The following is a 23,064-nucleotide window of genomic DNA, read 5'->3' as shown; positions in this document are numbered from 1 at the left end:
CTCAACCGTTCCCGTTCCCGTTCCCGTTCCCGCCGCCGTTCCCGTTGCCGCCGCCGTTGCCGCCGCCGTTCCCGTTCCCGTTCCCGCCGCCGTTCCCCGCACCGCCGTTGCCGTTCCCGTTCCCGTTGCCGTTGTTGCCCGTGTTGGTGGCTGGCTCGTTCACGACGGGCTCCTCGACCGGCTGCTGCACCACCGGCTGCTCGACGACGGGCTGCTCGACGACCGGCTGCTCGACGACCGGGTCGGCGACCGCTGGCTCGGAGGTCGCGGGCGGCGGTGTCACGGCGACGGCCGGCACGGACGAGTCCGTCGGCGCCACGGTGGCTGGGGTCGTCGGGAGGCCCTGCAGCGTGAACGCGATCGCCGCGGCGAGGATCGCGCAGGCCGCGGCCACGCCGCCCACGAGCGCCCACGGGCGTCGGCGCGGCCTGCGCCTCGCCTGCGCGGGCGCGGTGTCGGCGGTGGTGACCGCCGATGCGGTGGCCCCGGCGCGATCGGGCATCGCTGCGGTCGGGGCCGAGCTCGGTGCCATCGCGGCAGCCGTCGCAGTCGCGGCTCCGACGAGCAGCGGCATCCCGCGGGCCACGTCCGTGAGCCGGTCGAGCACCTCCGTCGCGGTGGGGCGGGCTGCCGGGTCGCGCGCGGTCATGGCGGTGAGCAGCGACTTCCACGCATAGCCGACGGACCCGGGGATCACCGGGTCGCGAGCGAGCCTGGCGCTCAGCGACTCGATCATGGTGCCCGGGAACTCGCGCCGGCCGGTGAGCGATTCGAGCAGCACGAGGCCCAGCGAGTAGATGTCCGAGGAGGGTCCGACACGGGCGCCGGTGGCCTGCTCCGGGCTGAGGTAGGCCGCGGTGCCGAGCACCATGCCCGTGGCGGTGAGCCGGGCGGCGTCGATGAGCGAGGCGATGCCGAAGTCCGCGAGCTTGGCGTCGAACTCCCGTCCCGGCAGCGGCGAGGGCGCGAGCAGAATGTTCGCGGGCTTCAGGTCGCGATGCACGACGCCGTTCGCGTGGACGACGACGAGCGCCTCGGCGAGGTCGTGCGCCATCCGGGTGACGTCGGGCTCGGGTGGCGGCCCGAGGGCGAGCCGCGCGGCGAGCGTCGGCCCGTCGACGAGCTCCATCACCAGGTAGGTGACCTCTCGGCCGTCGAGCGCCGTGCTGCCCGCGTCATAGAGCGTGACGAGCGCTCGATGGCTCAGCGTGGCGAGCAGGTCGATCTCGGACCGGACGCGCTGCAGCTCGGTCGAGTCCGAGGTCGCGGGCGCGAGCACCTTGAGCGCCACGTCGCGGCGCAGCACCTCGTCGGTGGCGCGATGGACGAACGCCATCCCGCCGGAGCCGAGCAGCGCGCCGAGGCGATACCGCCCGACGAGCACGCTCCCTGGCTGGAGCGGATCCACTGCCTGCATGGTGCCTCCACCGTCGGCGCAATCGTACCCGCGGAGCGCTGGGATGTACCCCAGTGATGGGCGTCGTCGCGTCAGCGCGGTGTCGGGACCAGCGTGACGGCGTGCAGCCGACCGTCGTCGACGACGGCCGTCATCACCGTGCCGACCGGCTGGCGGCGCCGATCGGTGGGGGAGCCGGGGTTCAGCAATCGCAGGCCGCCGGGGGTGGTCGAGTCCCACGGGATGTGGGAGTGCCCGAAGACGAGCACGTCGCACGGGTCGTCGGAGCTGGGCCCGAAGCGCTCGTCGCAGCGTCGATCCCTGCCCGCGGCCGGACCGGTCTCGTGGATGACCGCGATGCGCACGCCGTCGACGTCGACCCGCGCGACCTCGCCGAGGCGATCCCAGAGCGCCGCGCCGTCGTTGTTCCCCGCGACGCCGATCAGCCGGCTCGCGCGCCGCTCGAGCTCGTCGAGCAACCAGACGTCGACCCAGTCGCCGGCGTGGATGACGGCGTCGGCCTCGTCGACGAGCTGCCAGACCTGCCCCTGCATGGCCTTCGCCCGCTTCGGCACGTGTGTGTCGCTCAGGAGCAGCAGTCGCGTGGTCATGCCCTCAGCCTGCCGCGAGGGAGCGGAGCACCCGCGAGCGGGCTCAGGCGGTGACCTCGACCTGGCCGCTCATGCTCGACACGTGCGGGTCGCACACGAAGAGGTAGGTGCCCGGCTCGAGCGTGATCTCGACGGTCGACTCGTCGACGCCCGCGAGGTCGGTGGCGATGTCGACACCGCCAGGTCCGGTGAGGTGGAAGTTGTGCGCGGCGGAGCGGTCCGCGAAGGTCAGCGTGTAGTCGCCGGCCGGCAGCGTGGTGACCGGGGCGCCGCTCTCGTCGGTCAGCGCGATCTCGTACGCGTCCGGGTCGTCGGCGGTGCCGACCATGCCGATGAGCGCGGTGGCCGTCGTGCCCTCGCTCGGGGCGGCCGTCTCGCTCCCGCCGGACGACGCGCTCGGCGCGGTGGACGCGCTGGGCTCGACGGGCTCGGACGAGGGGGCGGCGCCGGTACCGCCGCTGCATGCGGCCAGCGCCAGGCCCATCGCGGCGATCAGTGCTGCTGCGGTCGTGCGTCTGCGTGTCATCGTGATCTCCATCGGTCGAGCCGTGGCGCCGAGCGTAGCGTCGCCCGTTATGGGTCGTCTGTGCGATGCGCCCGGCATCCGGCTCACGAGGAGGGGGCGTCCGCCTCCTGCAGCCGCACGAGCCGCTCGCGCGCCCAGTCCTGGGCGCGCTTGCCCTCGCCCGACGCGAGCGCTCGGCCGGCGATCGCGAGCACGATGCGCGTGCCCGTCACGACGGGGAGCGGCGAGCGGCGCAGGCCGAGCAGGCGCCGGTAGGGGCGCGGGATCGTCGCCACCGCGCCCTCGAACAGCAGCCGGTAGCCGATGCCGGCGGCGCCGGGGAGCATCGGGCGTCGGAGGAACGAGACCACCTCGCGCACGCGCTCGTCGCCGCGCAGCTCGCCGCGCTCGAGGTAGCCGCGCAGCCGTCGGCGCAGGTCGGCCTCGGTCGTCGGCGGGTCGGCGACGCGCATGAGCCTGCCCGCGCGCGACCACTCGTCGACATAGGCGTCCGGGCCGCCGGGGATGGGCTCGCCCCACATCTGCTGGCAGGTGAGGAACGCATCCGCGAAGGCGAGGTGGACCCACTCCGCGAGGGCCGGATCGCCGGCGCTGTAGCTGCGCTCCGCGCCCGTCCCGTCGACGTACGCGCCCTCGACGCGGCGGTGGAACCGCGCGACCCGCGCGGTCTCCCGGTCGGCTTGCGCCGTCGAGCCGTAGGTCACGCAGACGACCCAGCGCACGGTGCCCGCCAGGCGCCCGAGCGGATCCTGCCGATACGTCGACCAGTCGTGGACGCCGGCCATCGCGCCCGGGTGGAGCGCCTGGAGGAGCAGTGCCCGGATGCCGGCGACGAGCGTCGCCATGCTGCCGTGCACGGTCCACGCGGCGCCGCCCGCGGCGAAGTGACCGGCGTCGTCGCCCTCGGCGAGCTCGCGGATCCATGCCGGCGACCCGCCGGGATCGCCCGACAGCGCCGTCAGCAGTCGTGCCCGGAGCGTCTGCACCATGGGGTCCAGCCTGTCAGGACCCGCCTGGATGCGTCACGCATCCGCCGTCGGAGACGGCTCGATGCCGCTGCGCTCGACCGGGAGCCACAGCTCGCACGTCGCCGTGCTGAAGTCGGGGGCACGGTCGAGGACCGCCACGATCGACGGACCGGGTCGCAGCCGCCACGGGTTCGAGGGGAACCAGTCGCTCGCCGTCGCCGCCCAGACCGACTGGAGCGCCGCCGGATGCGGACCCTCGGTGCGGAAGACCGCCCACGTGCCCGCCGGCACGTCGATCACGTCCAGGTCGTCGGCGACCGGCGTCGCCTCACCGACGGCGACGCCGTGGAGGTAGGTGAGCTCGCTGCCCTCGGCGTAGTCGGGGTCGACGTCGGCGCTCACCTGCAGCAGTCCGGCCGGCTCCTCGCTGCTGAGCGCCTTCAGCCGAGCGTGCTCATCGGCCGGCAGCGCCGCGATGTGCGCCTGGATGTGCGGGTTGACGCCTCGGTGGATGAGCGGCACGCGGGCGGCGTGGCCGACCAGCCGGAATGCCGGACGCTCTGCGATGCGGGTGTCCATGGTGGTGCTCCCTTCGACGCTCAGGCGGAACCTGAGCTGCGGTTGTGTGCGAAGGGGGCCGCCGTCGCGGCGCACGGCGGCCGTGCTCACGCCGTGCACCGCTCGGAACGCGCGGCCGAACGCCTCGGTCGAGCCGTACCCGAAGCGCACCGCGATCCCGAGCAGGTCGTCGTCCCCGAGCAGCTCGGCGGCGGCGAGCGTCATGCGGCGGCGCCGCACGTACTCCGACAGCGGCATCCCGGCGAGCGACGAGAACATCCGACGCAGGTGGTACTCCGTCGTGCCGCGCTCGCGCGCGAGCGCGGCGACGTCGACCTCGCCCGCGAGGTGCTCCTCGACGAGCTCGACGAGCCGGTTGAGCGCTGCGATCACGGTTCCCCCTTCGACATCGAGTCTCTGCGACTGCGCGGCTGCGCACCCGATCATCGCGGTCCGATCCGATCGGCGGCGACCGGTCTCACCGGGGAGCGGCGTCCGGGTCGCTCGGCTCGCCGCCTACGCTGGCATGGGAGGGCTCATGGAGCAGATCGACTTCGCGCAGTTCTGGCAGGAGCGCCGGCTGTGCATGCTGGCGTCGCCGCGCCCGGACGGCACGATCCACCAGGTGCCCGTCGGCGCGACGTTCGACGCCGAGCGGCAGCTCGTGCGGGTCATCACGTCGGGCTCGAGCTACAAGGCCCGCAACCTGCGCAGGCATCCCGGCAGCCGGGTCGCGGTCTCGCAGGTGGAGGGTCGCTGGTGGAGCACGGTCGAGGGCCGCGCCACCGTCTCCGCGGAGCCCGAGCGCGTCGCCGAGGCGGTGCGCCGGTACGCCGAGCGCTACCGCGAGCCGCGACCGAACCCCGAGCGCGTGGTGATCGAGATCGCGATCGACCGGCTGCTCGGCAACGTGCAGCCGAGCTGACCCGCTGTCAGCCGCCGACGCCGACGAGTCCGCCCCAGACGGCGCGGGCACCCGAGTCGCCGATCAGCGCGACCATGCCGACGCTGCCCGCCGCGACCCCGATCGCCAGCACGGCGAGCACCGCGGGGATCGCCCGAGCACCGCGGTGAGGCGGGACCGGACGCTCCGTCGCGCCCCAGCGGAACCACGCCCACTGCGCGGCGGCGATGACGAACATCCCGATCACCCACGGCAGCAGCATCCGCCCGTACCCCTCATGCGCCTGCACAGCGGGAGGGGCGCCGACGAGCACCGCGAGCGCCTCACCGGCGGCGACGGTGACCGGCACGAGCGCCACGAGCAGGAGCGCCGCGAGCGGTGTGACGATGCCGAGCCGCCGGCGCGCGGCGGGCCAGAGGCTGCCCAGGACCATCGCGAGCGCCGTCAGCGGCACGAGGACCACGACGGCGTGGACGAGGAGCGGGTGCAGCGGGAGGCCGGTGATCTCGAAGGCGCCGGTGGCGGGAAGCAGGTCCATACTCTGTGACACGACGCGCGGGCCCGTGAGGTTCATCGATGAACCTGCGAGGGTCCGCCCTCGTGTCATGGGGGAGGAGGTGCACGCGGTGCCACCCGATGACGCGAGCCGGCTCGGTGCGCTGTACGACGCGCACGCCGCGCCGGTGTGGCGGTACGTCGTCCACCTGACCGGCGATCGGGCGGGCGCGGACGACGTCGTGCAGGAGACGCTGCTGCGCGCGTGGCGCACCCCGAAGATCCTCGAGGACCCGGCGACCGCGCGCTCATGGATGCTGACGGTCGCGCGCCACCTCGTGATCGACGAGACCCGCAGCGCTCGGCGGCGGCACGAGGTGCTGCTGCCGGAGACGCCGGAGCGCGAGTCGCCCGACGCGACGGACGCGCTGTTCGAGGCCATGCTGATCGAGGAGGCGCTCGCGCTGCTGAGCCTCGAGCACCGCAGCGTCATCGTCCGCGCCTACTACGGCGGCCGCTCGATCGCCGTCATCGCCGATGAGCTCGGCATCCCGGAGGGCACCGTCAAGTCGCGCCTCCACTACGGCCTGCGCGCGCTGCGCCTGGCGCTGCAGGAGAAGGGGGTCACCCGATGAGCCGCGACCACGCCGAGTTCGCGGACTGGGATGCCGCCTACCTGCTCGGGGCGCTGAGCCTGCCGGATCGCCGCGCCTTCGAGGAGCACCTGGAGTCGTGCGAGCGCTGCGCGCGCGCCGTCGCCGAGATCGCGCCGACGCTGGGGCTGCTGGCGCGGGTCGATCCGGCGCGCGCGGCGTCGCTGCTCGAGCGCGAGCACGTCGAGCCCCCGCTCAGCCCCGCGATGGGCGGCCGCGCGGAGCTGCTCGCCCGCGCCGCGCGCGAGCGGTGGCGCACCCGACTGCGGTGGACCGGGGGAGCGGCGGCCGCGGCGGCGATCCTCGCCGCGGTGGTGGTGTCGGTCAGCGCCCTGCTCGCGCCGGCGCCGCGCGAGGCACTGGCGGTGGAGCTCGTGGCGGTGGTCGACGCGCCGCTGGCAGCGAGCGTCGACCTCGTCTCGGTCGGATGGGGCACGCGCATGGAGCTCGAGTGCAGCTACGGCGGCGAGCGCGTGGACGACGCGTACGGCGTGCCGTACGCGCTCGTCGTGGAGGACGTCGACGGCAACACGAGCGAGGTCTCGAGCTGGCGGGCCGAGCCCGGCGCGACGGCGCGGCTGACCGCTGCGTCGGCGCTCGACGTCGACCGGATCGCGGCCATCGAGATCCGCCTCGAGGAGAGCGGCGAGGTGCTCATGCGGGCCGAGCTCGGGGACGGGTGAACCTGCGGGGCCGCTGCAGCGTGTTCCCCATGACCGCATCCGCGGCCGCTCACGAAGGGACGCTCTCATGACTTCGAGGACCACCACGGCGGCACTGGCCGCCGGACTGCTCGTCATCGCGCTCGCCGGCTGCGCGAGCCCGTCGACCGACGCCAGCTCGCCGCCGGCCGTGTCGCCCTCCGAGGAGGCGCCGTCGAGCTCCTCCGAGGAGCCCACCACCTCGGCGATGCTCATGGTCGCCGACTCCGACCTCGGCGAGATCGTCGTCGACGGCGACGGCATGACCGTCTACATGTTCGACAACGACACCCAGGGCGCCGGTGCGAGCGTGTGCGAAGGGGACTGCGCGACCAACTGGCCCGCGGTCACCACCGAGTCGGAGGCCCCTGAGGTCGAGGGCGTCACAGGCGAGGTGGGCACGATCGAGGGCGTCGACGGCGCCACCCAGGTGACGCTGAACGGCTGGCCGCTTTACTACTTCGCAGGCGACAGCGCCGCGGGCGACGTCGCGGGCCAGGGCGTCGGCGGCGTCTGGTGGGTGCTGTCGCCGGCAGGGGAGCGCATGGCGGAGTGACCGCGTCGGGTCGCGCATCCGCACCGGCGCCGCCGATCGATGCACGGGCGGCGCCGGGGGCCCGCGGCCATAGACTCCGGCCCATGGACATGCTGGGAGGCGGACAGATCGCCGCGGCCGGACTCATCGATTGGCGCAAGCTCGCGCAGGGCCTGCACGCCCGCTACCTGATCGACGACTTCGCGGCGGGCGCGCGCTTCGTCACGGCGGTGGGGGAGGCGGGCGACGCGATCGGCCACCACCCGATCGTGTCGATCGGCAGCGGGTACGTCGACCTCAAGCTGATCAGTGACGATGCGATCTACCGCGACGGTGATGGCACCGAGCACGTCGTCGGATGGGTCACCCAGCAGGACATCGACCTCGCGCGCAGCATCTCGGAGGTCGCCGCCGACCACGGGCTCGAGGCCGATCCGGCGTCGGTCAGCCACATCGAGCTCGGCCTCGACACGGCCGGCTCCGCGACCATCGCGCCGGTGTGGGCGGCGCTGCTCACCGGGAGCGCCGACTCGCAGGGTCGGGGGTCACCCAGCGACGAGATCCGTGATGCCACCGGACGGGTGCCGAACCTGTGGTTCGGCGACGCGGACCAGGGCTCGACCTCCCGCCAGCGCTTCCACGTCGAGGTCTACGTCGCTCCCGAGGTGGCCGAGCAGCGGATCGCCGCGGCCGTCGCCGCGGGCGGGACGGTCGTCGACGACAGTCAGGCGCCCTCGCTCACCGTGATCGCCGATCAGGACGGCAACACGGGCGTCCTCTGCGTCGACGCGTCGGCGGCGCAGCAGGGCTGACAGCGCTCGCGGCGCGGCCGCGGGCGGCGTGGCGTCAGTCGTCGCGCCCGGTCGCGACGAGCGCGAAGGCTCCGAGCAGCGCCAGGACCGACCCCGTCACGCCGACGGCCGCGACGATGATCGCCAGCATGAACGGGTTGTCGAGCGCGACGCCCGTGTCGTGCGCGGCGGTGGCGATGGTGTGCATGGTCTGCCCTCCAGAGGTTCCGTCGGCACGGCAGGTGGACCGCGCCATGTGCTCAGCCTGCCAGCGACCGGGCACCGGGACCTACTCGACGAGCTTGCCCGCCACCGAGTCGTCGACCCCTGCCTCCGCGAGGGCCCGGAAGCTCTCCGGGGCCGGCGCGAGGGGCTCGAAGCTGACGCCCGCGCTCGGGGACCACACGAAGTTGCCCTGCAGGGTCGCATCCGTCTCGGGGAAGTCGGCGCGGTTGTGGCAGCCGCGCGTCTCGCGCCGCTCGAGCGCGCACTCGAGCGTGGCGCGAGCCGCGAGCAGTGAGCCGAGCAGGTCGAAGGCGTGCGCGAGGTCGTCGAAGCCGGCGATGTCGGGATGCGCGGTGACGTGCTGGGCACGCTCCTCGAGCACCGCGAGCGACTCCAGGCCGGCGCGCAGGCCCTGCTCGGTGCGCACGACACCCGCGTGCTCGGACATGAGGTCGCGCACGGCGCGCTGCAGCCGGCGCGCGGACTCGTCACCGCCGTCGCGCAGCAGCGCCGCCATCTCCTCGCGCGCGCGGTCGACCGCTGCGGGATCGCGACGCACCTCGGTGCGCGCGGCGACGTAGGCCGCAGCGTGCTCGCCGGTGATGCGCCCGTAGACGAGCAGCTCGATGAGCGAGTTGCCGCCGAGGCGGTTCGCGCCGTGCAGCCCCGACGATGCCTCGCCGATCGCGTAGAGCCCGTCGACGCCGGTGCTGTGGTCGTCGGCTGCGACCCACACACCGCCCATCGAGTAGTGCGCGGTCGGCGCGATCTCCATCTTCGTGGTCGTGATGTCGAGCATCTGCAGGTCGATGAGCGTGCGGTACACCCTCGGCAGCTGCTGCAGGATGCGCTCGCGCGGCAGGTGCGACACGTCGAGGTAGACGCCGCCCTTCTCGGTGCCGCGCCCCTCCGCGATCTCCGTGAAGCTGGCGAGGGCCACTCGATCGCGGGTCGACAGCTCCATCCGCTCGGGGTCGTAGCGCTCCATGTAGCGCTCCCCGAGCGCGTTGGTGAGGATCCCGCCCTCGCCGCGCGCGGCCTCCGACACCAGGGTCCCCGCGGCGTCATCGGGCTCGAGCAGGCCGGACGGGTGGAACTGCACGAGCTCGGCGTCGCGGATCCGCGCGCCGGCCAGCGCGGCGAGCCGGAAGGTGTCGCCGGTGTTCTCGTCACGGCGCGACGACGTGTGCCGCCAGATGCGGGTGTGCCCGCCGGCGGCGAGGATCACGGCATCGGCGTGGATCTGCACGGGCGTGCCGTCCACGATGTCGAAGCCGTAGGCGCCGAAGATCGTGCCGTCGGCGACCAGGAGGCGTGTGATGTAGATCGTGTCGATGATCTGCACCTGCAGGGCCGCGGCACGGCGCATCAGCGTGCGCTGCAGCTCGAGGCCGGTGTAGTCGCCGGCATAGGCCGTCCGGCGGTACGTGTGGGCGCCGAAGAAGCGCTGCGAGATGCGGCCGTCCTCCTCGCGCGCGAACGGCATGCCCCACGCCTCGAGCTCCTCGATCGCGCGAGCGGCGCCCTGCGCGACGGTCTCGACGATGGCCGGGTCGGCGAGGAAGTAGGACTCGCGCAGCGTGTCGGCGGCATGCTGCTGCCACGTGTCCTCGTGATCCATCGTCGCGAGGGCCGCGTTCATCCCGCCTGCGGCGAGGGTCGTGTGGGCGTCGTGCTTGCGTCGCTTGCCGACGGCGAGCACCTGGACGCCCTGCTGCGCGAGCTCGATCGATGCGCGCAGCCCGGCGCCGCCGGTGCCGATGACGAGGACGGAGGTCGAGAGGATGCGCTCGGAGGTGTGCGGTGCGGTCATGCCTCCACCGTATGAAGCCGCAGCGCATGCGTCCAATGCATAGTTCATCGCGCCGTCATGCGGTTACGCTATGCCCGTGAAGATCGAGCAGCTCCGTTCCTTCGAGGCCGTCGCCCGCATCGGCAGCTTCACGAGGGCGGCCGAGGAGCTCTTCCTGGCGCAGCCGTCGCTGAGCCGGCAGATCGCCGCGCTGGAGGACGAGGCCGGCACCCCGCTGCTCCGGCGCGCGCCCGCAGGCGTGACGCTCACGCCGGCGGGGGAGGTGCTGCTGCCGATCGCGCGCCGCATGCTCGCCGACGCGAGCGCTGCTCGTGAGCAGCTCGACGAGCTCGCCGGGCTCCGCCGCGGCAGCGTCCGCCTCGGCGCCCCGCCGACGCTGTGCGTGTCGCTCGTGGCCGACGTGCTCGCGGCGTACCGCGCAGCGCATCCCGACATCGAGCTGCACATCACCGAAGGCGGCTCCCGCTCGCTCGTGCAGGCGATGGACGAGGGAGCGCTCGACCTCGCGCTCGTGGTGACCCGCGGTGCGGGAGCGACCGCGCCGGCTACGGAGCTCGTGCCGCTGCTGTCGGAGGAGCTCGTGGTGATCTCGTCGGCCGGCGCGCGAGGGAGCGCAGGGGAGGGGCTGCTGCCGGCGCGGCGCGGGGTGACGCTGGCGCAGCTCGCGACGATGCCGCAGGTGGCGTTCAACCGCAGCTACGACCTCCGGGTCGCCACCGACGCCGCGTTCGCGGCAGCCGGGCTGACGCCGACGATCGCGGTGGAGGGCGCCGAGATGGATGCGGTGCTGCGCTTCGTCGAGCGCGGGATCGGGGTGGCGGTCGTGCCCGCGATGGTCGTCATCGATCGTCCGGGGCTGCGGAGCACGAGACTCCTCCGCCCACAGCTGTCGCGCACCGTCAACCTCGCCCGCCGCACGGGCGTCGGCCCGTCCGCGGCTGCCGCCGCGATGCAGGACGTCATCTACGAGACGGTCGCCCGCGTCGCGGCGCCCGGCACCGAGCTGGCGGAGCGAGTGACGGTGGCGTCACGCACGTAGGCATCCGTCGCCGACCGCGCGCATTGCCGGCGGTCGCTGACATCATCGACGCATGCGCACGGCAGCGATGGTGGGGGAGCGCCTGGTCGTGCAGCCCGACCTGCCCGGCTCGGTCGCGCTCGTCGTGCTGAGCGTGGTGGTCGCGGTGGCGCTACCGGTGGTGGCGTCGAGGCAGATGACGCCGGCGCTGCTCCGCGAGCACTACCTGCTCTCCAAGCCCGGGTCGATCCTCGTGCTGGCCTGGCTGCTGCTCGGGGCGCTGACCGTCCTCACCCTCGCGGCCGCGCTCGCAGCCACCGTCTACCCGGTCTTCTGGGCGACGACGGCGCTGAGCGTGAGCATGGTGGCCGTCGTGCTCCTCTACCTCGTGCGGTATCGGGCAGCGGTGCGCGCCTACGAGCGCGACGCGCTCGACCAGCACGACGGCGATCGCGAGCCGCCCGGCGCGTGAGGCGGGTGCTGCCTCGGTCGACCCGGACCGTGCCGTCCACCGCGATGCTGCCGTGACCGGTGCTGATCGTTCACGCGGGATGGCGCGCCAAGAGCTTCGAGACCGCGATCATCGCGCCGCCGAGCACCGCCGGGATCCCACCGCCGGGATGCACGGATGCGCCCACCCGCCAGAGCCACGGGGTGCGCACGTCGTGGTGCGGCGGTCGGTGCAGCGGCCCGCTCATCCAGAGCGGTCGGGCCGCGCCGTAGAGCGCGCCGTGGGGCTCGCCGAACGAGCCGAAGTACCTCGGATCGAGCACGGTGCTGTCGACCATCCCGTCTGTCAGCGGCGCATCGAGGCCCATCGCCGCCGAGATGCGCTCGACCTCGCGGCTCACGAACGGATGCTCCGCCGTGTACTCCCGCCCGTCCGCAGGAGCGGTGAGCAGGACGGCGAGCGTGCTGCGGCCGTTCGGGTACACCTCGCCCGCGCGGTAGTGGTTGACGAACGCCATGGTGTCGGCCGGCTCATCGCCGGCAGCCAGGCTGCGATGCAGCGCGGCCGGCTCCCGGGGCAGGACGACGCTGTGCGCGGCGAGCCCCTGCGGCAGCGGCTCGCGAAGCACGCCGTAGATCGCGACAGCAGAGCACGAGAGCGTGCGGGGCCGGCTCCACGCCCGGTCGCGACCCAGCAGCGCGTCGACCCGCTCCGCGTCGAGCGCGCTGACCACGATGTCGGCGCGATGCTCCGACACGGTGGTGCTGACCCAGCCTCGTCGGATGCGGGTGACGGTCTCGCCCGTGCGCACCTCCACGCCCGCGGCCTCCGCCAGCCGTCGCAGCGCGAGCGCGATCTCGAAGACGCCGCCGCGGGGCACCCAGACGCCCGACGCTGCCATGACCGCCGGCATGCTCGCATACAGAGCCGGCGTGCGCGCGGGGGAGACACCTGCGTTCAGGGTGTGGATGGCGATGATCTCCCGCAGCCCGTCCGGCAGCCAGGGCAGGCTGTCGAGGTAGGCGCGTGTGCTCAGCCGCGTGCCGTAGACGCCGAGCAGCCGCCGCAGCGCCGGCAGCGACGCGCGGTCGAGGGGATCGGCGACGAGCAGGGCGGTGACGTCATCGGTGAGCGGCGCGTGGACCTCGCTGAAGCGCTGCCACGCGGGGAACCACGGATGGTCGGGCTCGACCGGCAGCGTCGTCGTCTGGCCGTCGTAGTAGTAGCGACCCACCTCGGGCAGTCGCAGCAGCTCGAGCTCACCGGCGTCGGCGATCGCTCGCGGTCCCGAGTCCAGTCGGCGGAGCAGCCGCTCCCAGACACCCGGGAAGGTGACGAGCGACGGGCCGGTGTCGATGCGCTCGCCGTCGATCTCGATGCGTCGGCTCTTGCCGCCGACCGCCTCGGCGGACTCCAGCAGCGTCACCCGGTGCCCGGCGTGCGCGAGCAGCGCGGCCGCGGTGAGACCTCCGAGCCCGGCTCCGACCACGACGACGCGGCTCACGGATACACCCCGAAGAACATGGCGGCGAGCAGGATGCCGCTGGCGACGGAGCCCGCGATGTACGGGAACGCGACCGACAGCGGGTAGAGGCGGTGCCCGGTCGCTGGCGTCGGCCGCCGCAGCAGCAGGACGACGAGCGCGCCGGCGATGACGAGGTTGACGGCGGCGACGGGCAGGCTCACGACCGCGAAGAGCGCGGTGGAGGCGAGCCACCACGCTCCGCTCCACACGGCGGTGCCGCGCGCCCCGAGCAGCACGGCAGTGGTCGTGATCCCGACCTGGCGGTCCTCCTCGATGTCCTGCACGGCGTCGAACGCGTGCTTGGCGACGCTCCACGCGAGCAGGCCAGCGACCGCGGGCCACACGGGCTGCGCGCCGAGCGCGAGCGGCATGAACAGCAGCGGCAGCCCGTAGGCGGCGTTGCTGAGCGAGTCGAGGAACGGCCGCTGCTTGAATCGCAGCGGGGGAGCGGAGTAGCAGACGAAGACGCCGGCGTAGAGCGCGATCACCGCGATGGCGGCGGGCGGCAGCGCGACCGCGAAGTAGGCGAGGAAGGGCACGTTCGACACCACGACGCCCCACGCGATGAGGCGCACCTCGCGCGGTTCGATGCGAGCGCCCTCGATCGATCCCTTGCGCGGGTTCAGGGCGTCGGTGTCCTGGTCGAAGATGTCGTTGACGCCGTAGATCAGCAGGTTGAAGGGAAGCGTCAGCCACAGGATGAGCGGGATCGCCGCGATGTCGAGCAGCTGCCCCGTGAGCCACATGCCGAGCAGGCCGCCGCCGACGGTGTTGATCCACAGCACGGGCCGCGAGATCTGGACGAGGCGGCCGAGCCTCGAGCGCTCCTCGGACGCGCCCGTCCGGGGCCGAGCCTGCTCAGCGATGGCGGCGCTCGAGGCGAGTGCGGGCTGCCGCAGCGCGGTGATCGTCGATGGGAGGGCTCCTCGGACGGGACGAGGGCGCGAGCTGCTCCCGTCTGCGGCGATCGTAGCGCCGCCGTCCGGGCGCAACGCCTGCGCAGGTCGCGTCGCCGCTCCGTCGAGCTACAGCGTGCCGATCGACGCGCCACGGGCGACCGCCGGAGCGTCGAGCTCGCTGAGCGATGTGTCGGCGCGGGCCAATGCGCTCCGACTGGGCGGCGGGGGTGTGGTCCATGGACCCTCGGAGCCGTCCCGGGAAACCTGGCTGGATATCGGGGACCTCGACCTAGGTCGTGAGCTCCCGGCTGCTGACCTCGCGGGCTGCCGAACGGCGGGTGCGCCAGTGCCATCACGCAGGCGAGGTCGCTTGCTGCTCCTTCAACGCGCGCAGGGCCGCAACGTTCTCAGCGAACCGAGCCGCTTCGGTCCGGAATGCCGGGCTGCTCGAGGCGAGCCGCTCGATCTGCGCCCGGTACTCGCGGCGTTGCGGGAGGTGCAGGCGGGTCAGCGCGGGGAGTTGAGCCAACGGCGAGAGGTCCTTGTTTCGCACGCGGACGCCGATGAACAGGACGCTCTCGAGCGCCTGCAAAGGGGAGACCCAATCCAAGTCCTCGACGTCGATCCAGCTCAGATCGCGAGGACCGGCCGTGAGCCACAGTTCGCGCAGCGAGGTCGCACCCCCCAACGGTCGGTACTGCAGCGCCCCGGTCACCCCATGAAGTGCCAGGCGCTCCACGTTGGGCAGCGAGGCGAGGGCGCTGACGTCCGCAAGCTCGTGGGCGCCCGTAACGTTCAGAGACTGGATCTGCGACAGGCCGCTCAAGGCGTCGAGCGTCGTGAGATGCCGGCCCCCAAGCTGCAACTCCCGGAGGTCTGGCTGCTGCTCAAGCACTCCAACAGCCGCCGGAGACAGGATGCTCAACACCGTGAGGGAGATCACCGGCTGCGGAACCTCGAAGAAGTGGGCCCACCGGCCAGTGAGAGGGACCGCGATGGCCGACTCTCCGCGATAATCCGACGGGTCTTCCAACAGCACCCCGGCGACAGCGCTATGCATGAACTCAGGCATGGTGCGCGCTCCGATCTCGATGACCTCCATCCGGAGATCTGCTCCAATGATGCATCGGCCGAAACGAGAGCTACCGGTCGACAGGCTGATCGGACGATGCGTCAGAAGCACCACCACCCACCCGCAACCAGGAGAGATGGGTCAGGTCAGATGCCAGGCTTATGTGGCGGAGCGCAGCGGAGGTCTCGGATATCGATCGTGCGAGAGGAGGTGCCGGCCACCTGAACCGACATAATGTGCATTATCGGCGCTACGCAACGAGCCGGATCGGAGTGCTCAGCGCGCTCGGCTGGTCTCAGCCCGCGGCGAGTTGCTCGAGCGCGTCGCCAGTGAGCCGCTGCGTCGTCCACTCGTCGAGCGGTGCAGCGCCGATCGCGCGGTAGAAGCCGATCGACGGCTCGTTCCAGTCGAGCACCGTCCACTCGAAGCGCCGATAGCCGCGCTCGACGCACACCGCGGCCAGCGCCGCCATCAGCGCGCGCCCGTAGCCGCGGCCGCGCTGCGACTCGTCGACGTACAGGTCCTCGAGCCAGACGCCGTGCGTGCCGGTCCAGGTCGAGTACGTGAGGAACCAGATCGCGATGCCGACGAGCGTGCCGTCGCGCTCGACGACGTGCGCGAAGGCGCGCGGCTCGTCGCCGAAGAGCGTCTGCGTGAGCAGCTCGGCCGTGTTCTCGACGGCATCCGGCTCGCGCTCGTAGATCGCGAGCTCGTGGATCAGGGCCAGGATGCCCGGCTCGTCGCCGGGGGCCGCGGTGCGCAGCACGGCGCCGTCGGGCAGGGTTCGGGAGGTCACCCCGGGATCCTACGGCTCGGCGTCCGCGCACCTCGCGGCCTTCCGGCTGCGCGCATTACGATGTGCGGCCAGAGGAGGCGACGATGCCGAGGCGCGATGGCAGGATCCGGGCGTTCGTGGACGCGCACGAGGACGACATGGTCGCCGAGCTGTCGGCGTGGGTGCGCATCGCCTCGGTCGCAGGCGTGCCGGAGCGGGAGCGGCATCTGCGCAGGTCGGCGTCGTGGCTCGCGGGCGCCCTCCGTGACCTCGGCTTCCCGATCACCGAGATCTGGCCGGGCGAGACCGGACCCGCGGTGTACGCGGAATGGTGCGAGGCACCGGGGGCGCCGACCGTGCTCGTGTACAGCCACCACGACGTGCGCGCCGTGAAGGACGAGAACTGGGACGAGACCGCGCCGTTCGAGCCCGTGGTGCGCGGCGGCCGCCTCTACGGCCGCGGCAGCTCGGATGCGAAGGGCCAGGTGCTCGCGCACCTGTGGGCGGTCCGCGCGCACTTGGCCGGCGGCAGATCGGCGCCGGCGGTCAACCTGAAGGTGCTCGTCGAGGGCGAGGAGGAGGCCGGCTCCCCCAGCCTCGCCGGCATGCTCGACGAGCAGCGCGCGCGCCTCGACGCAGACGTGATCCTCTTCTCGGACACGCTGCTCTGGCGCGCCGACCACCCCGCCCTCTGCACCAGCATCCGCGGCATGATCGGCGCGCACCTCGAGGTCTACGGGCCGCTCACCGACATCCACAGCGGAGCCGTCTCGGGATCCGCGCCGAACCCGGCGATCGAGCTCGGCCGGCTGCTCGGCGAGCTGCACGACGGCGAGCGCAGGATCACGCTGCCCGGCTTCTACGACGACGTCGAGCCGATGTCGGACCGCAGGCGTGCCGAGCTCGCCGCGCTGCCGTACTCCGACGAGGACTGGCTCACGCGATCGCACACCCGCAGCATCCGCGGCGAGACGGGCTTCACCGTGCTCGAGCGGCTGTGGGAGCGACCGGCGCTCGAGGTGATCGCGCTGGCCGCCGGCGATCCGGTCGGTGTGAAGCGGGCAGCGGTGCCGTCGATGGCGGCGGCCGACCTCAGCATCCGGCTGGTTTCCGGCCAGCGCGTCGAGGTCGTCGCCGAGCAGCTGCAGCGATGGGTCGACGAGCGCATCGCCGACGGCTTCGATCACAGCGTCGAGGTGGAGGCGCTGAACGCCCAGCAGCCTTACCGCACGCCTGACTCCCCGTTCGTCGACGCGCTGGCTCGGGCGATGGCCGAGGGGTTCGGGGTGGACGAGGTCGGCCGCATGGGCAATGCGGGCGGAGGTCCGGCCGACCTGCTCGCGACGGCGATCGGCGCGCCCGTGGTGTTCTTCGGCACGGGCCTCGTCGAGGACAACTGGCACGACAGCGATGAGAGCGTCTCGCTCGCGATGCTGCGCTCGGGCGCGGCGACGCTCGCCCACCTCTGGGATGCGTTCGGCACGACCGGCTGATCGGCGGCGCGAGCGGCTCAGGCCGGGAGGATCGGCGCTTCGTCCGGCGCTTCGTCCTGTCGGTCGTGCGCGTCGTGCTCGTCGAGGTGCTCGATGGCGTCGGACATGCGTGCGAGGAAGGCGGCGACCGCGTGCCGCTCCGCCTCCCCCATCTCGTCGATGACGCCGATCATCCGCCGGTGCATCGCGCCGAGGGTGGCGCGGACCTCGGTGTCGGTGTCCGTCGTCGGTACCACGATGGTGGCCCGGCGGTCGTCGGGATGCGGCTCGCGGCGCACGTGCCCGCTCTTCACGAGCCGGTCGACGAGTGCGGTCACCGAGGGTGAGGCGAGCTGCAGGGCCGCCGCGAGATCCCGCTGCCGCATGGTGTCGCCACGGCGCTGCGCCTGCAGCAGCGTGCGGAGCGCGAGCAGGTCGGTCTCCCCCATGCCCATCGACGAGCGGGTCCGAGCGCGCATCGCGCCCTCCGCCGCGCGGTAGCGACGCAGCAGGTTCAGCACGTCGACGCTCGACGGCACCGCGTGCTGCGGGTACCAGTACCCGCTCGACGCTGCGGTCGTCTCCACGCCACTCCCCGATCTCTTCCGGTCCGAGCATAGCGTTCGACCGTGATACATTTCGATCGTCGAACTAACGAACGAAGGAGCACGGCGCATGTCGCAGACTTTGGTGCCCAGCACGAGCTCCTTCGATGGCGCGGCGATCCGCCCGGTCACGTGGGCGTCGCCGAGCAGCGACCTCTGGGTGGCCTCCGTCATCGACACCGATGGCGTGCGCTTCCTCGGGTTCGTCGAGCGCAGCCTGGACGACTACCTCGCGGTCGACGGCTCGGGCGCCTCGAAGGGCCGGTATGCAGACCTGGAGTCCGCCAAGCGGGCGGTCGATGGCGCGTCGGCTCCCACGACGGCGCGCCACTGGAGCGAGACCGGTGCGCCGATCCTGACGGTCAGGGAGCTGCGCTCGCGCTGAGCGGCGCTCGAGCCGCTACGGGCGAGCGGCTGCTCAGCGCAGCGCGCCGAGCAGGTCGTCTGCGAGGTCCTCGATGTGCTCGATCCCGACCGAGAGGCGGATGAGCCCCTCCGGGATGGTGGGAGCCTCGGTCGCCCAGCGGCGACGACGCTCGAGCGTCGACTCCACTCCCCCGAGGCTCGTCGCGGGGATCCACAGCTGCACGCGGTCGACGACGCGGTCGGCGGCCGCGGCATCCTCGAGCACGATGCCGAGCACCGTGCCGAAGCCGGGATCGCGCACCTCGACGACGCCCGGCGCATCCGCGAGCCGGCGCGCGAGCTCGCGCGCGTTCGACTCGGCGCGCTCGAGCCGCACCGACAGCGTCCGGAGGCCGCGCAGCGTCAGGAACGCCTCCATCGGGCCCGGGATGGCGCCGTGCAGGCTGCGGTGCTGGCGGATGCGGTCGGCGAGCGCGTCGTCGCCGGCGACCACCGCGCCGAGCACGACGTCGCTGTGGCCGGCGATCAGCTTCGTGGCGGAGTGGACGACGAGGTCGGCGCCGAGCTCGAGCGGGCGCTGCAGGAGCGGTGACGCGAACGTGCTGTCGACGACGCTCAGCACACCGGCCGCGCGGGCGGCGGCGGCGAGCCGCGCGATGTCGGCGATCTCCAGGGCGGGGTTCGTCGGCGACTCGAGCCACACGAGCGCCGCGCCGGGGATCGCGGCCTCGACCGCGTCGGCATCGACGATGTCGACGCGGCGCACCTCGAAGCGGCCGGAGCCCGCCTCGGTGTCGAGCAGAGCGAGGGTGCCCTGGTAGGCGTGCCGCGGCACCACGACGGCGCCGCCGTGCGGCACGAGGCTGAGCACGGCGCTCACGGCGGCCATGCCGCTCGAGAACGACACGCACGTGCCGCCCTCGAGCGCGCCGAGCGCATCCTCGAGCGCCGTCCAGCTGGGGTTGCCGTAGCGCGCGTACTCGATCTCGCCGCCGGCGACGAACGCGCTCGCGAACGTGACCGGCGTGCTCGTGGGCGCGTCCGGGGTGCGCGGCGGGCGTCCCGCGCTCACGGCGATGGTCTCGGGGCGCAGCGCGGTGCGATCAGACATGCCCCCATCCTCGCACCGTGCCGATGCCGCGAGCGGCGCCGGCAACACGGTCAGTGTGGGCGCGGCGACGTACGATCGGCGCCATGCCCGCAGCCGTGCGCACCATCTCGCGCCAGGACGCGCGCCGGATCGCCGTGCGCGCACAGCTGCTCGACGCCGACCGCGCGGCGGTGGCAGGCTCCGACGATCTCGCCGACGTCGTGGCGCAGCTCACCGTCCTGCCGCTCAACCCGACCGACATCGTCGCCCCGTCGGCCGAGCACATCGCGTGGACGCGCATCCCGGACATCGCGTTCGACGACGTGCGACGGGCGGTCGAGGTCGAGCAGACGCTGTTCGAGCACCTGGGTCCGCATCGCCACCCGATGCCGGCGTGGGCGATCGGACTGCGCGCGATGCGCGACCTGCCGTGGCTGCTGGCGATCGGGCGCGAGCCGACCGCGATCGGCGAGGGCAGCCGCGCGTGGCTCGAGGCGAACGCGGGATTCCGCGAGCGGGTGCTCGAGCAGCTGCGACTCGACGGCCCGCTCCCCCAGGCCGACATCGCCGACACGGTCGACGCGCCCTTCCGCTCCAGCGGCTGGAACACCGGGCGCGACGTGGCGATGCTGCTCGAGCTGCTCCAGGTGCGCGGCGAGGTCGTCGTCGCCGAGCGCGTCGGGCAGTCCCGCATCTGGGACCTCGCCGAGCGCGTGCTGCCGACGGTCGACGCCGCGGCGCTCGGCACCGCATGGGCGACCTGGAGCGAGCGCTGGCTTCGCGCGTGCGGTCTCGAGCGCCCCACCCATCTCGGCGACGTCGGGGAGCCTGTGCGGATCGAGGGGATGCGCGGCACCTGGAGGCTCGACCCGCACGCGAGCGCCGCGGACTTCACCGGGCGCGTCGCACTGCTCTCGCCGCTCGACCGCCTCATCGCCGACCGCCGCCGGATGGTCGGCCTGTGGGACTTCGAGTACGCGCTCGAGCAGTACACGCCGCCCGCGAAGCGGCGCTGGGGCGTGCACGCGCTGCCGATCCTCGACGGCGACCGGCTCGTCGGCAAGGTCGACGCGCGCACCGACCGCGAGCTCGGCGCGCTGCGCGTCGCGCGCATCCACTGGGACGCCGACCCCGACGTCGACGCCGCGCGCCTCCGCCGCGCCGTCGACGACGAGCTCGAGTCGATGGCGGCGTGGCTCGGGGTGCGCCTCGTGATCGACGAGGCCCGCTCCCCCGCTCGCTAGCCTGAGCGCGTGCCCACGCTCGTCGTCATCGGCAACCCCACCGCGCGGCGGTTCGAGGGCGCCGTCGACGCCGTGCTGCGCGAGGCCGCGCGCACCGGCAGCGATGCACGGGTCGTACCGACGACGCCGACCGACGCGGGCGCCGGGCAGGCCCGCGACGCCGTCGCGAGCGGGGCGGATGCCGTGGTGGCGATCGGCGGCGACGGCACGGTCCGCGAGGTCGCGGCCGTGCTCGCCGGCACCGGGATCCCGCTCGGCATCGTGCCGGTCGGCACCGCCAACCTCTTCGCGCGCAACCTCGACCTGCCGCTCCGCGATGCCGAGGCGGCCGCCCGCATCGCCGTCTCGGGCGCCACGGCGTCGGTCGACCTCGGCCGGGTCGTGCTCACCCGCGCCGACGGCACGCGAGAGCCGGAGCAGCCGTTCCTCGTCGTGGTCGGCGTCGGCAACGACGCCCTCGCCGTCGCCGCATCGTCGCTGCGCGCGAAGCGCCGGGTCGGCTGGGCCGCCTACATCGCCGCGGGCGCCCGCAGGCTCGGCCACCCGAGCTTCGCCGTGCGCGGCCGCTTCGACGGGGGACCCGTCGAGTCGGCGCACGCGTGGAGCGTGCTCGTGCACAACGCCGCGCGCATCCCGGCGGGCCTGCAGGTGCTCCCCGGCACGCGGCTCGACGACGGGCTGCTGCACGTCGCGGTGGTGAGCCCGCGCCACCTCGCGCACTGGGGCCGCATCGCCGCGGCCGGTGCCGGCATCGCGCGCGCCGAGGGGGTGCTGCGGCATCGCCGAGCCCTGCGGGTGACGCTCGGCGCGGTCGACGAGCCCATGCCCGTGCAGCTCGACGGCGATGCCGCGGGCCGCGTCGAGCGGCTCGACGCGCGCATCGATTCCGGCGCGCTCAGCATCCGGGTGACAGGATCGGAGGTGTGAAGCCCACGCCCTCCCTCGCCGAGCTGCGCGCGGCCCCCGAGGGGTCGCTCGAAGCGCTGCTCGCCCTGAGCGATCTCGATCGCACGGTGGCCGCGATCGCGGGCAACCGGATCACGGGCTTGCTCCGGGGCGACGAGCGCCGCGCGCTCGTGCGGCTGCTGTGCGAGGAGCGCGTGGCCGAGCTCAGCCCGGCGATGCGTGCGCGCGTCGTGCATGCGCTCCGCCGGCTCGCGCCGAGCCCTGTCGTGTCCGCGGGCATCCGGTCGATGCTCGAGTCGCTCAGCGGCGCCGCGTTCCGCGACATGAAGTACTCGCTCAACGCCACCGGCGACCGCCACGACCTGGAGCACGTCGTCTACGAGCGGCTCACCGAGGCTGACCGCGCCGCCGTGCTCGCGCACATCGCGCGCGAGGCCGCGGACGCGCCGTCGCACGACCTGCGCATCCTGTGCGACATCGACGACACGGTCAAGGCGATGCTCCACGACAGTCGCTACCCACGGGGGAAGGTCTACCCCGGCGTCATCGAGCTGCTCATCGCCCTCGACCAGGGACGCGCGGCGGAGCCGTCCCGGCCTGGCGACCTGACCTTCGTCACCGCGCGCCCCGAGGGCCCTCGCGGGCTCATCGAGCAGTACACGCGCAACGGGCTCGCGGGGCTCGGCCTGCCGCCCCACGCGGTGCTCGGGGGCTCGTTCCTCAACCTGTTCACGAAGGCGTCGATCAAGGAGCGCAAGCTCCAGAACTTCGATCGCGAGCGTGCGCTGTTCCCGGAGTGCCGCTTCATGTTCCTCGGCGACAGCGGCCAGGCGGATGCGCACGTCGGTGCCGAGATGCTGCGGCGCGGCCCCGACTTCGTCGTGGCGGTGCTCATCCACGAGGTCGTGCCGGTCACGGGCGCCGCGCGCGCCGCGTTCGAGGCCGCGGGCATCCGCTTCCACACCAGCTACGACGACGCGGCCAGGATCGTCCACCGCCTCGGCCTCATCGACACCGTCGCCCGCGACCGCGTCTTCAAGGCGGTCGACGCCGAGACGGGGACGATGACCTAGGCGTCCTCCGCGCCCCTCCGGTGCTCGACGAGCGCCACCGTGTTGCCCTCGCTGTCGAGGATGAAGGCCATCCGCTCCTCCGTGCCGGCGGGACCGAGCGTCGCGTCGGCGTGGCCGAAGATCGTGTGCGGCTCCGTGACGATCGAGACACCGGATGCGCGCAGCCGCTCGACGCGCGCGTCGAGGTCGTCGACGGCGAAGTAGAGCAGCGCCGAGGGCGCGCCGCGCTCCAGCAGCAGCCGGGTGTCGCCGAGCGCGAGGAACGCGAGGCCCGGCGGATCGAACGTCGCCGCGACGGGCGCGCCGAGCAGGTGCGCGTAGAAGGCGGCAGCCCGCTCGATGTCCTGGGCGCGCTGCGCCACCTGCACGAGCGGGCTGTCCCCGATCATGGT

General features: G+C 73.3%; 27 protein-coding genes. 12 read left to right on the top strand and 15 right to left on the bottom strand.

The genetic code is table 11. The annotated features are described in order from the left end of the window. Position 1 precedes the first annotated feature (1 nt). The 5 genes from ABIB37_RS12555 to ABIB37_RS12535 form a co-directional block, all read right to left on the bottom strand. Positions 2 to 1,417, bottom strand: a complete 1,416-nt coding sequence (locus tag ABIB37_RS12555) for a serine/threonine-protein kinase (protein ID WP_354260856.1) — start codon at positions 1,415 to 1,417, stop codon at positions 2 to 4. A gap of 71 nt (positions 1,418 to 1,488) precedes the next feature. Next, the gene (locus ABIB37_RS12550) at positions 1,489 to 2,007 is read right to left on the bottom strand and encodes a metallophosphoesterase family protein (protein WP_354260854.1); all 519 of its coding nucleotides are present in this window, start codon (positions 2,005 to 2,007) and stop codon (positions 1,489 to 1,491) included. Between the two features lie 43 nt (positions 2,008 to 2,050). Then, complete coding sequence (locus ABIB37_RS12545) at positions 2,051 to 2,533, bottom strand: cupredoxin domain-containing protein (protein WP_354260852.1); 483 nt, start codon at positions 2,531 to 2,533, stop codon at positions 2,051 to 2,053. Between the two features lie 83 nt (positions 2,534 to 2,616). Further along, entirely contained in the window at positions 2,617 to 3,522 is a 906-nt protein-coding gene (locus ABIB37_RS12540; protein ID WP_354260850.1) for an oxygenase MpaB family protein, read from the bottom strand. A gap of 33 nt (positions 3,523 to 3,555) precedes the next feature. Continuing rightward, the gene (locus ABIB37_RS12535) at positions 3,556 to 4,452 is read right to left on the bottom strand and encodes an AraC family transcriptional regulator (RefSeq protein ID WP_354260848.1); all 897 of its coding nucleotides are present in this window, start codon (positions 4,450 to 4,452) and stop codon (positions 3,556 to 3,558) included. A 145-nt stretch (positions 4,453 to 4,597) separates the two neighbouring features. On the opposite strand from ABIB37_RS12535, the gene ABIB37_RS12530 reads away from it, so the two are divergent. Next, positions 4,598 to 4,984 (top strand): pyridoxamine 5'-phosphate oxidase family protein, encoded by a 387-nt coding sequence (locus ABIB37_RS12530; RefSeq protein ID WP_354260846.1) that lies wholly within the window; start codon positions 4,598 to 4,600, stop codon positions 4,982 to 4,984. Between the two features lie 7 nt (positions 4,985 to 4,991). Here the strand turns inward: ABIB37_RS12530 and ABIB37_RS12525 are convergent, their stop codons facing one another. Further along, positions 4,992 to 5,501 (bottom strand): DUF2231 domain-containing protein, encoded by a 510-nt coding sequence (locus ABIB37_RS12525; protein ID WP_354260844.1) that lies wholly within the window; start codon positions 5,499 to 5,501, stop codon positions 4,992 to 4,994. Between the two features lie 88 nt (positions 5,502 to 5,589). Between ABIB37_RS12525 and ABIB37_RS12520 the strand changes: the two genes are divergently transcribed. From ABIB37_RS12520 to ABIB37_RS12505, 4 genes are all read left to right on the top strand, one after another. Then, positions 5,590 to 6,093 (top strand): sigma-70 family RNA polymerase sigma factor, encoded by a 504-nt coding sequence (locus ABIB37_RS12520; protein WP_354260842.1) that lies wholly within the window; start codon positions 5,590 to 5,592, stop codon positions 6,091 to 6,093. Then, positions 6,090 to 6,794, top strand: coding sequence for a zf-HC2 domain-containing protein (locus ABIB37_RS12515; RefSeq protein ID WP_354260840.1), 705 nt, complete (start codon positions 6,090 to 6,092; stop codon positions 6,792 to 6,794). The genes ABIB37_RS12520 and ABIB37_RS12515 overlap by 4 nt, the downstream gene beginning before the upstream one ends. A gap of 67 nt (positions 6,795 to 6,861) precedes the next feature. Further along, positions 6,862 to 7,368 carry a COG4315 family predicted lipoprotein gene (locus ABIB37_RS12510; RefSeq protein ID WP_354260838.1) on the top strand — a complete coding sequence of 169 codons (507 nt, stop codon included), beginning with the start codon at positions 6,862 to 6,864 and terminating at the stop codon, positions 7,366 to 7,368. Between the two features lie 83 nt (positions 7,369 to 7,451). Beyond that, positions 7,452 to 8,159 (top strand): 4a-hydroxytetrahydrobiopterin dehydratase, encoded by a 708-nt coding sequence (locus ABIB37_RS12505; protein ID WP_354260836.1) that lies wholly within the window; start codon positions 7,452 to 7,454, stop codon positions 8,157 to 8,159. A 34-nt stretch (positions 8,160 to 8,193) separates the two neighbouring features. Here the strand turns inward: ABIB37_RS12505 and ABIB37_RS12500 are convergent, their stop codons facing one another. Both ABIB37_RS12500 and ABIB37_RS12495 read right to left on the bottom strand, forming a co-directional pair. Then, on the bottom strand, positions 8,194 to 8,346 hold the full coding sequence (locus ABIB37_RS12500) for a hypothetical protein (RefSeq protein ID WP_354260834.1): 153 nt from the start codon (positions 8,344 to 8,346) through the stop codon (positions 8,194 to 8,196). 81 nt (positions 8,347 to 8,427) lie between these two features. Further along, positions 8,428 to 10,176, bottom strand: coding sequence for an L-aspartate oxidase (locus ABIB37_RS12495; RefSeq protein ID WP_354260832.1), 1,749 nt, complete (start codon positions 10,174 to 10,176; stop codon positions 8,428 to 8,430). A 70-nt stretch (positions 10,177 to 10,246) separates the two neighbouring features. Between ABIB37_RS12495 and ABIB37_RS12490 the strand changes: the two genes are divergently transcribed. Beyond that, positions 10,247 to 11,215, top strand: coding sequence for a LysR family transcriptional regulator (locus tag ABIB37_RS12490; RefSeq protein ID WP_354260830.1), 969 nt, complete (start codon positions 10,247 to 10,249; stop codon positions 11,213 to 11,215). A 52-nt stretch (positions 11,216 to 11,267) separates the two neighbouring features. Beyond that, on the top strand, positions 11,268 to 11,666 hold the full coding sequence (locus ABIB37_RS12485; RefSeq protein WP_354260828.1) for a hypothetical protein: 399 nt from the start codon (positions 11,268 to 11,270) through the stop codon (positions 11,664 to 11,666). A 70-nt stretch (positions 11,667 to 11,736) separates the two neighbouring features. On the opposite strand, the gene ABIB37_RS12480 is transcribed toward ABIB37_RS12485, so the two are convergent. The 4 genes from ABIB37_RS12480 to ABIB37_RS12465 all read right to left on the bottom strand — a co-directional run bounded on the left by ABIB37_RS12480 (position 11,737) and on the right by ABIB37_RS12465 (position 15,937). Continuing rightward, complete coding sequence (locus ABIB37_RS12480) at positions 11,737 to 13,149, bottom strand: phytoene desaturase family protein (protein WP_354260826.1); 1,413 nt, start codon at positions 13,147 to 13,149, stop codon at positions 11,737 to 11,739. Beyond that, positions 13,146 to 13,955, bottom strand: a complete 810-nt coding sequence (locus ABIB37_RS12475; RefSeq protein WP_354260824.1) for a UbiA family prenyltransferase — start codon at positions 13,953 to 13,955, stop codon at positions 13,146 to 13,148. The genes ABIB37_RS12480 and ABIB37_RS12475 overlap by 4 nt, the downstream gene beginning before the upstream one ends. Positions 13,956 to 14,421: 466 nt before the next feature. Beyond that, positions 14,422 to 15,171, bottom strand: a complete 750-nt coding sequence (locus ABIB37_RS12470) for a leucine-rich repeat domain-containing protein (RefSeq protein ID WP_354260822.1) — start codon at positions 15,169 to 15,171, stop codon at positions 14,422 to 14,424. 265 nt (positions 15,172 to 15,436) lie between these two features. Then, entirely contained in the window at positions 15,437 to 15,937 is a 501-nt protein-coding gene (locus tag ABIB37_RS12465; RefSeq protein ID WP_354260820.1) for a GNAT family N-acetyltransferase, read from the bottom strand. A gap of 83 nt (positions 15,938 to 16,020) precedes the next feature. Here ABIB37_RS12465 and ABIB37_RS12460 point away from each other — a divergent pair, with 83 nt between their 5' ends. Then, positions 16,021 to 17,409 carry a M20/M25/M40 family metallo-hydrolase gene (locus ABIB37_RS12460; protein WP_354260818.1) on the top strand — a complete coding sequence of 463 codons (1,389 nt, stop codon included), beginning with the start codon at positions 16,021 to 16,023 and terminating at the stop codon, positions 17,407 to 17,409. A 17-nt stretch (positions 17,410 to 17,426) separates the two neighbouring features. Here the strand turns inward: ABIB37_RS12460 and ABIB37_RS12455 are convergent, their stop codons facing one another. After that, positions 17,427 to 17,975, bottom strand: a complete 549-nt coding sequence (locus tag ABIB37_RS12455; RefSeq protein WP_354260816.1) for a MarR family winged helix-turn-helix transcriptional regulator — start codon at positions 17,973 to 17,975, stop codon at positions 17,427 to 17,429. Between the two features lie 88 nt (positions 17,976 to 18,063). Between ABIB37_RS12455 and ABIB37_RS12450 the strand changes: the two genes are divergently transcribed. Continuing rightward, positions 18,064 to 18,378, top strand: a complete 315-nt coding sequence (locus tag ABIB37_RS12450) for a hypothetical protein (RefSeq protein WP_354260814.1) — start codon at positions 18,064 to 18,066, stop codon at positions 18,376 to 18,378. 33 nt (positions 18,379 to 18,411) lie between these two features. Here ABIB37_RS12450 and ABIB37_RS12445 read toward each other — a convergent pair whose 3' ends face one another. After that, positions 18,412 to 19,470, bottom strand: coding sequence for a trans-sulfuration enzyme family protein (locus tag ABIB37_RS12445; RefSeq protein WP_354260812.1), 1,059 nt, complete (start codon positions 19,468 to 19,470; stop codon positions 18,412 to 18,414). Positions 19,471 to 19,553: 83 nt separating this feature from the next. On the opposite strand from ABIB37_RS12445, the gene ABIB37_RS12440 reads away from it, so the two are divergent. From ABIB37_RS12440 to ABIB37_RS12430, 3 genes are read left to right on the top strand one after another with little or no spacing between them, the layout of a single operon-like run. Then, positions 19,554 to 20,693 carry a DNA glycosylase AlkZ-like family protein gene (locus tag ABIB37_RS12440; protein WP_354260810.1) on the top strand — a complete coding sequence of 380 codons (1,140 nt, stop codon included), beginning with the start codon at positions 19,554 to 19,556 and terminating at the stop codon, positions 20,691 to 20,693. Positions 20,694 to 20,702: 9 nt separating this feature from the next. Further along, positions 20,703 to 21,620 (top strand): diacylglycerol/lipid kinase family protein, encoded by a 918-nt coding sequence (locus ABIB37_RS12435; RefSeq protein ID WP_354260808.1) that lies wholly within the window; start codon positions 20,703 to 20,705, stop codon positions 21,618 to 21,620. Beyond that, entirely contained in the window at positions 21,617 to 22,672 is a 1,056-nt protein-coding gene (locus ABIB37_RS12430) for a phosphatase domain-containing protein (RefSeq protein WP_354260806.1), read from the top strand. Before ABIB37_RS12435 ends, ABIB37_RS12430 begins: the two co-directional genes overlap by 4 nt. Here the strand turns inward: ABIB37_RS12430 and ABIB37_RS12425 are convergent. Beyond that, positions 22,669 to 23,061, bottom strand: coding sequence for a VOC family protein (locus ABIB37_RS12425; protein ID WP_354260804.1), 393 nt, complete (start codon positions 23,059 to 23,061; stop codon positions 22,669 to 22,671). The two genes, ABIB37_RS12430 and ABIB37_RS12425, sit on opposite strands and share 4 nt — an antisense overlap. Positions 23,062 to 23,064: the final 3 nt, after the last annotated feature.

The organism is Agrococcus sp. UYP10 (genome assembly GCF_040547205.1).
Taxonomy (GTDB): Bacteria; Actinomycetota; Actinomycetes; order Actinomycetales; family Microbacteriaceae; genus Agrococcus; species Agrococcus jenensis.
This window is presented reverse-complemented; position numbering and strand designations above follow the sequence as displayed.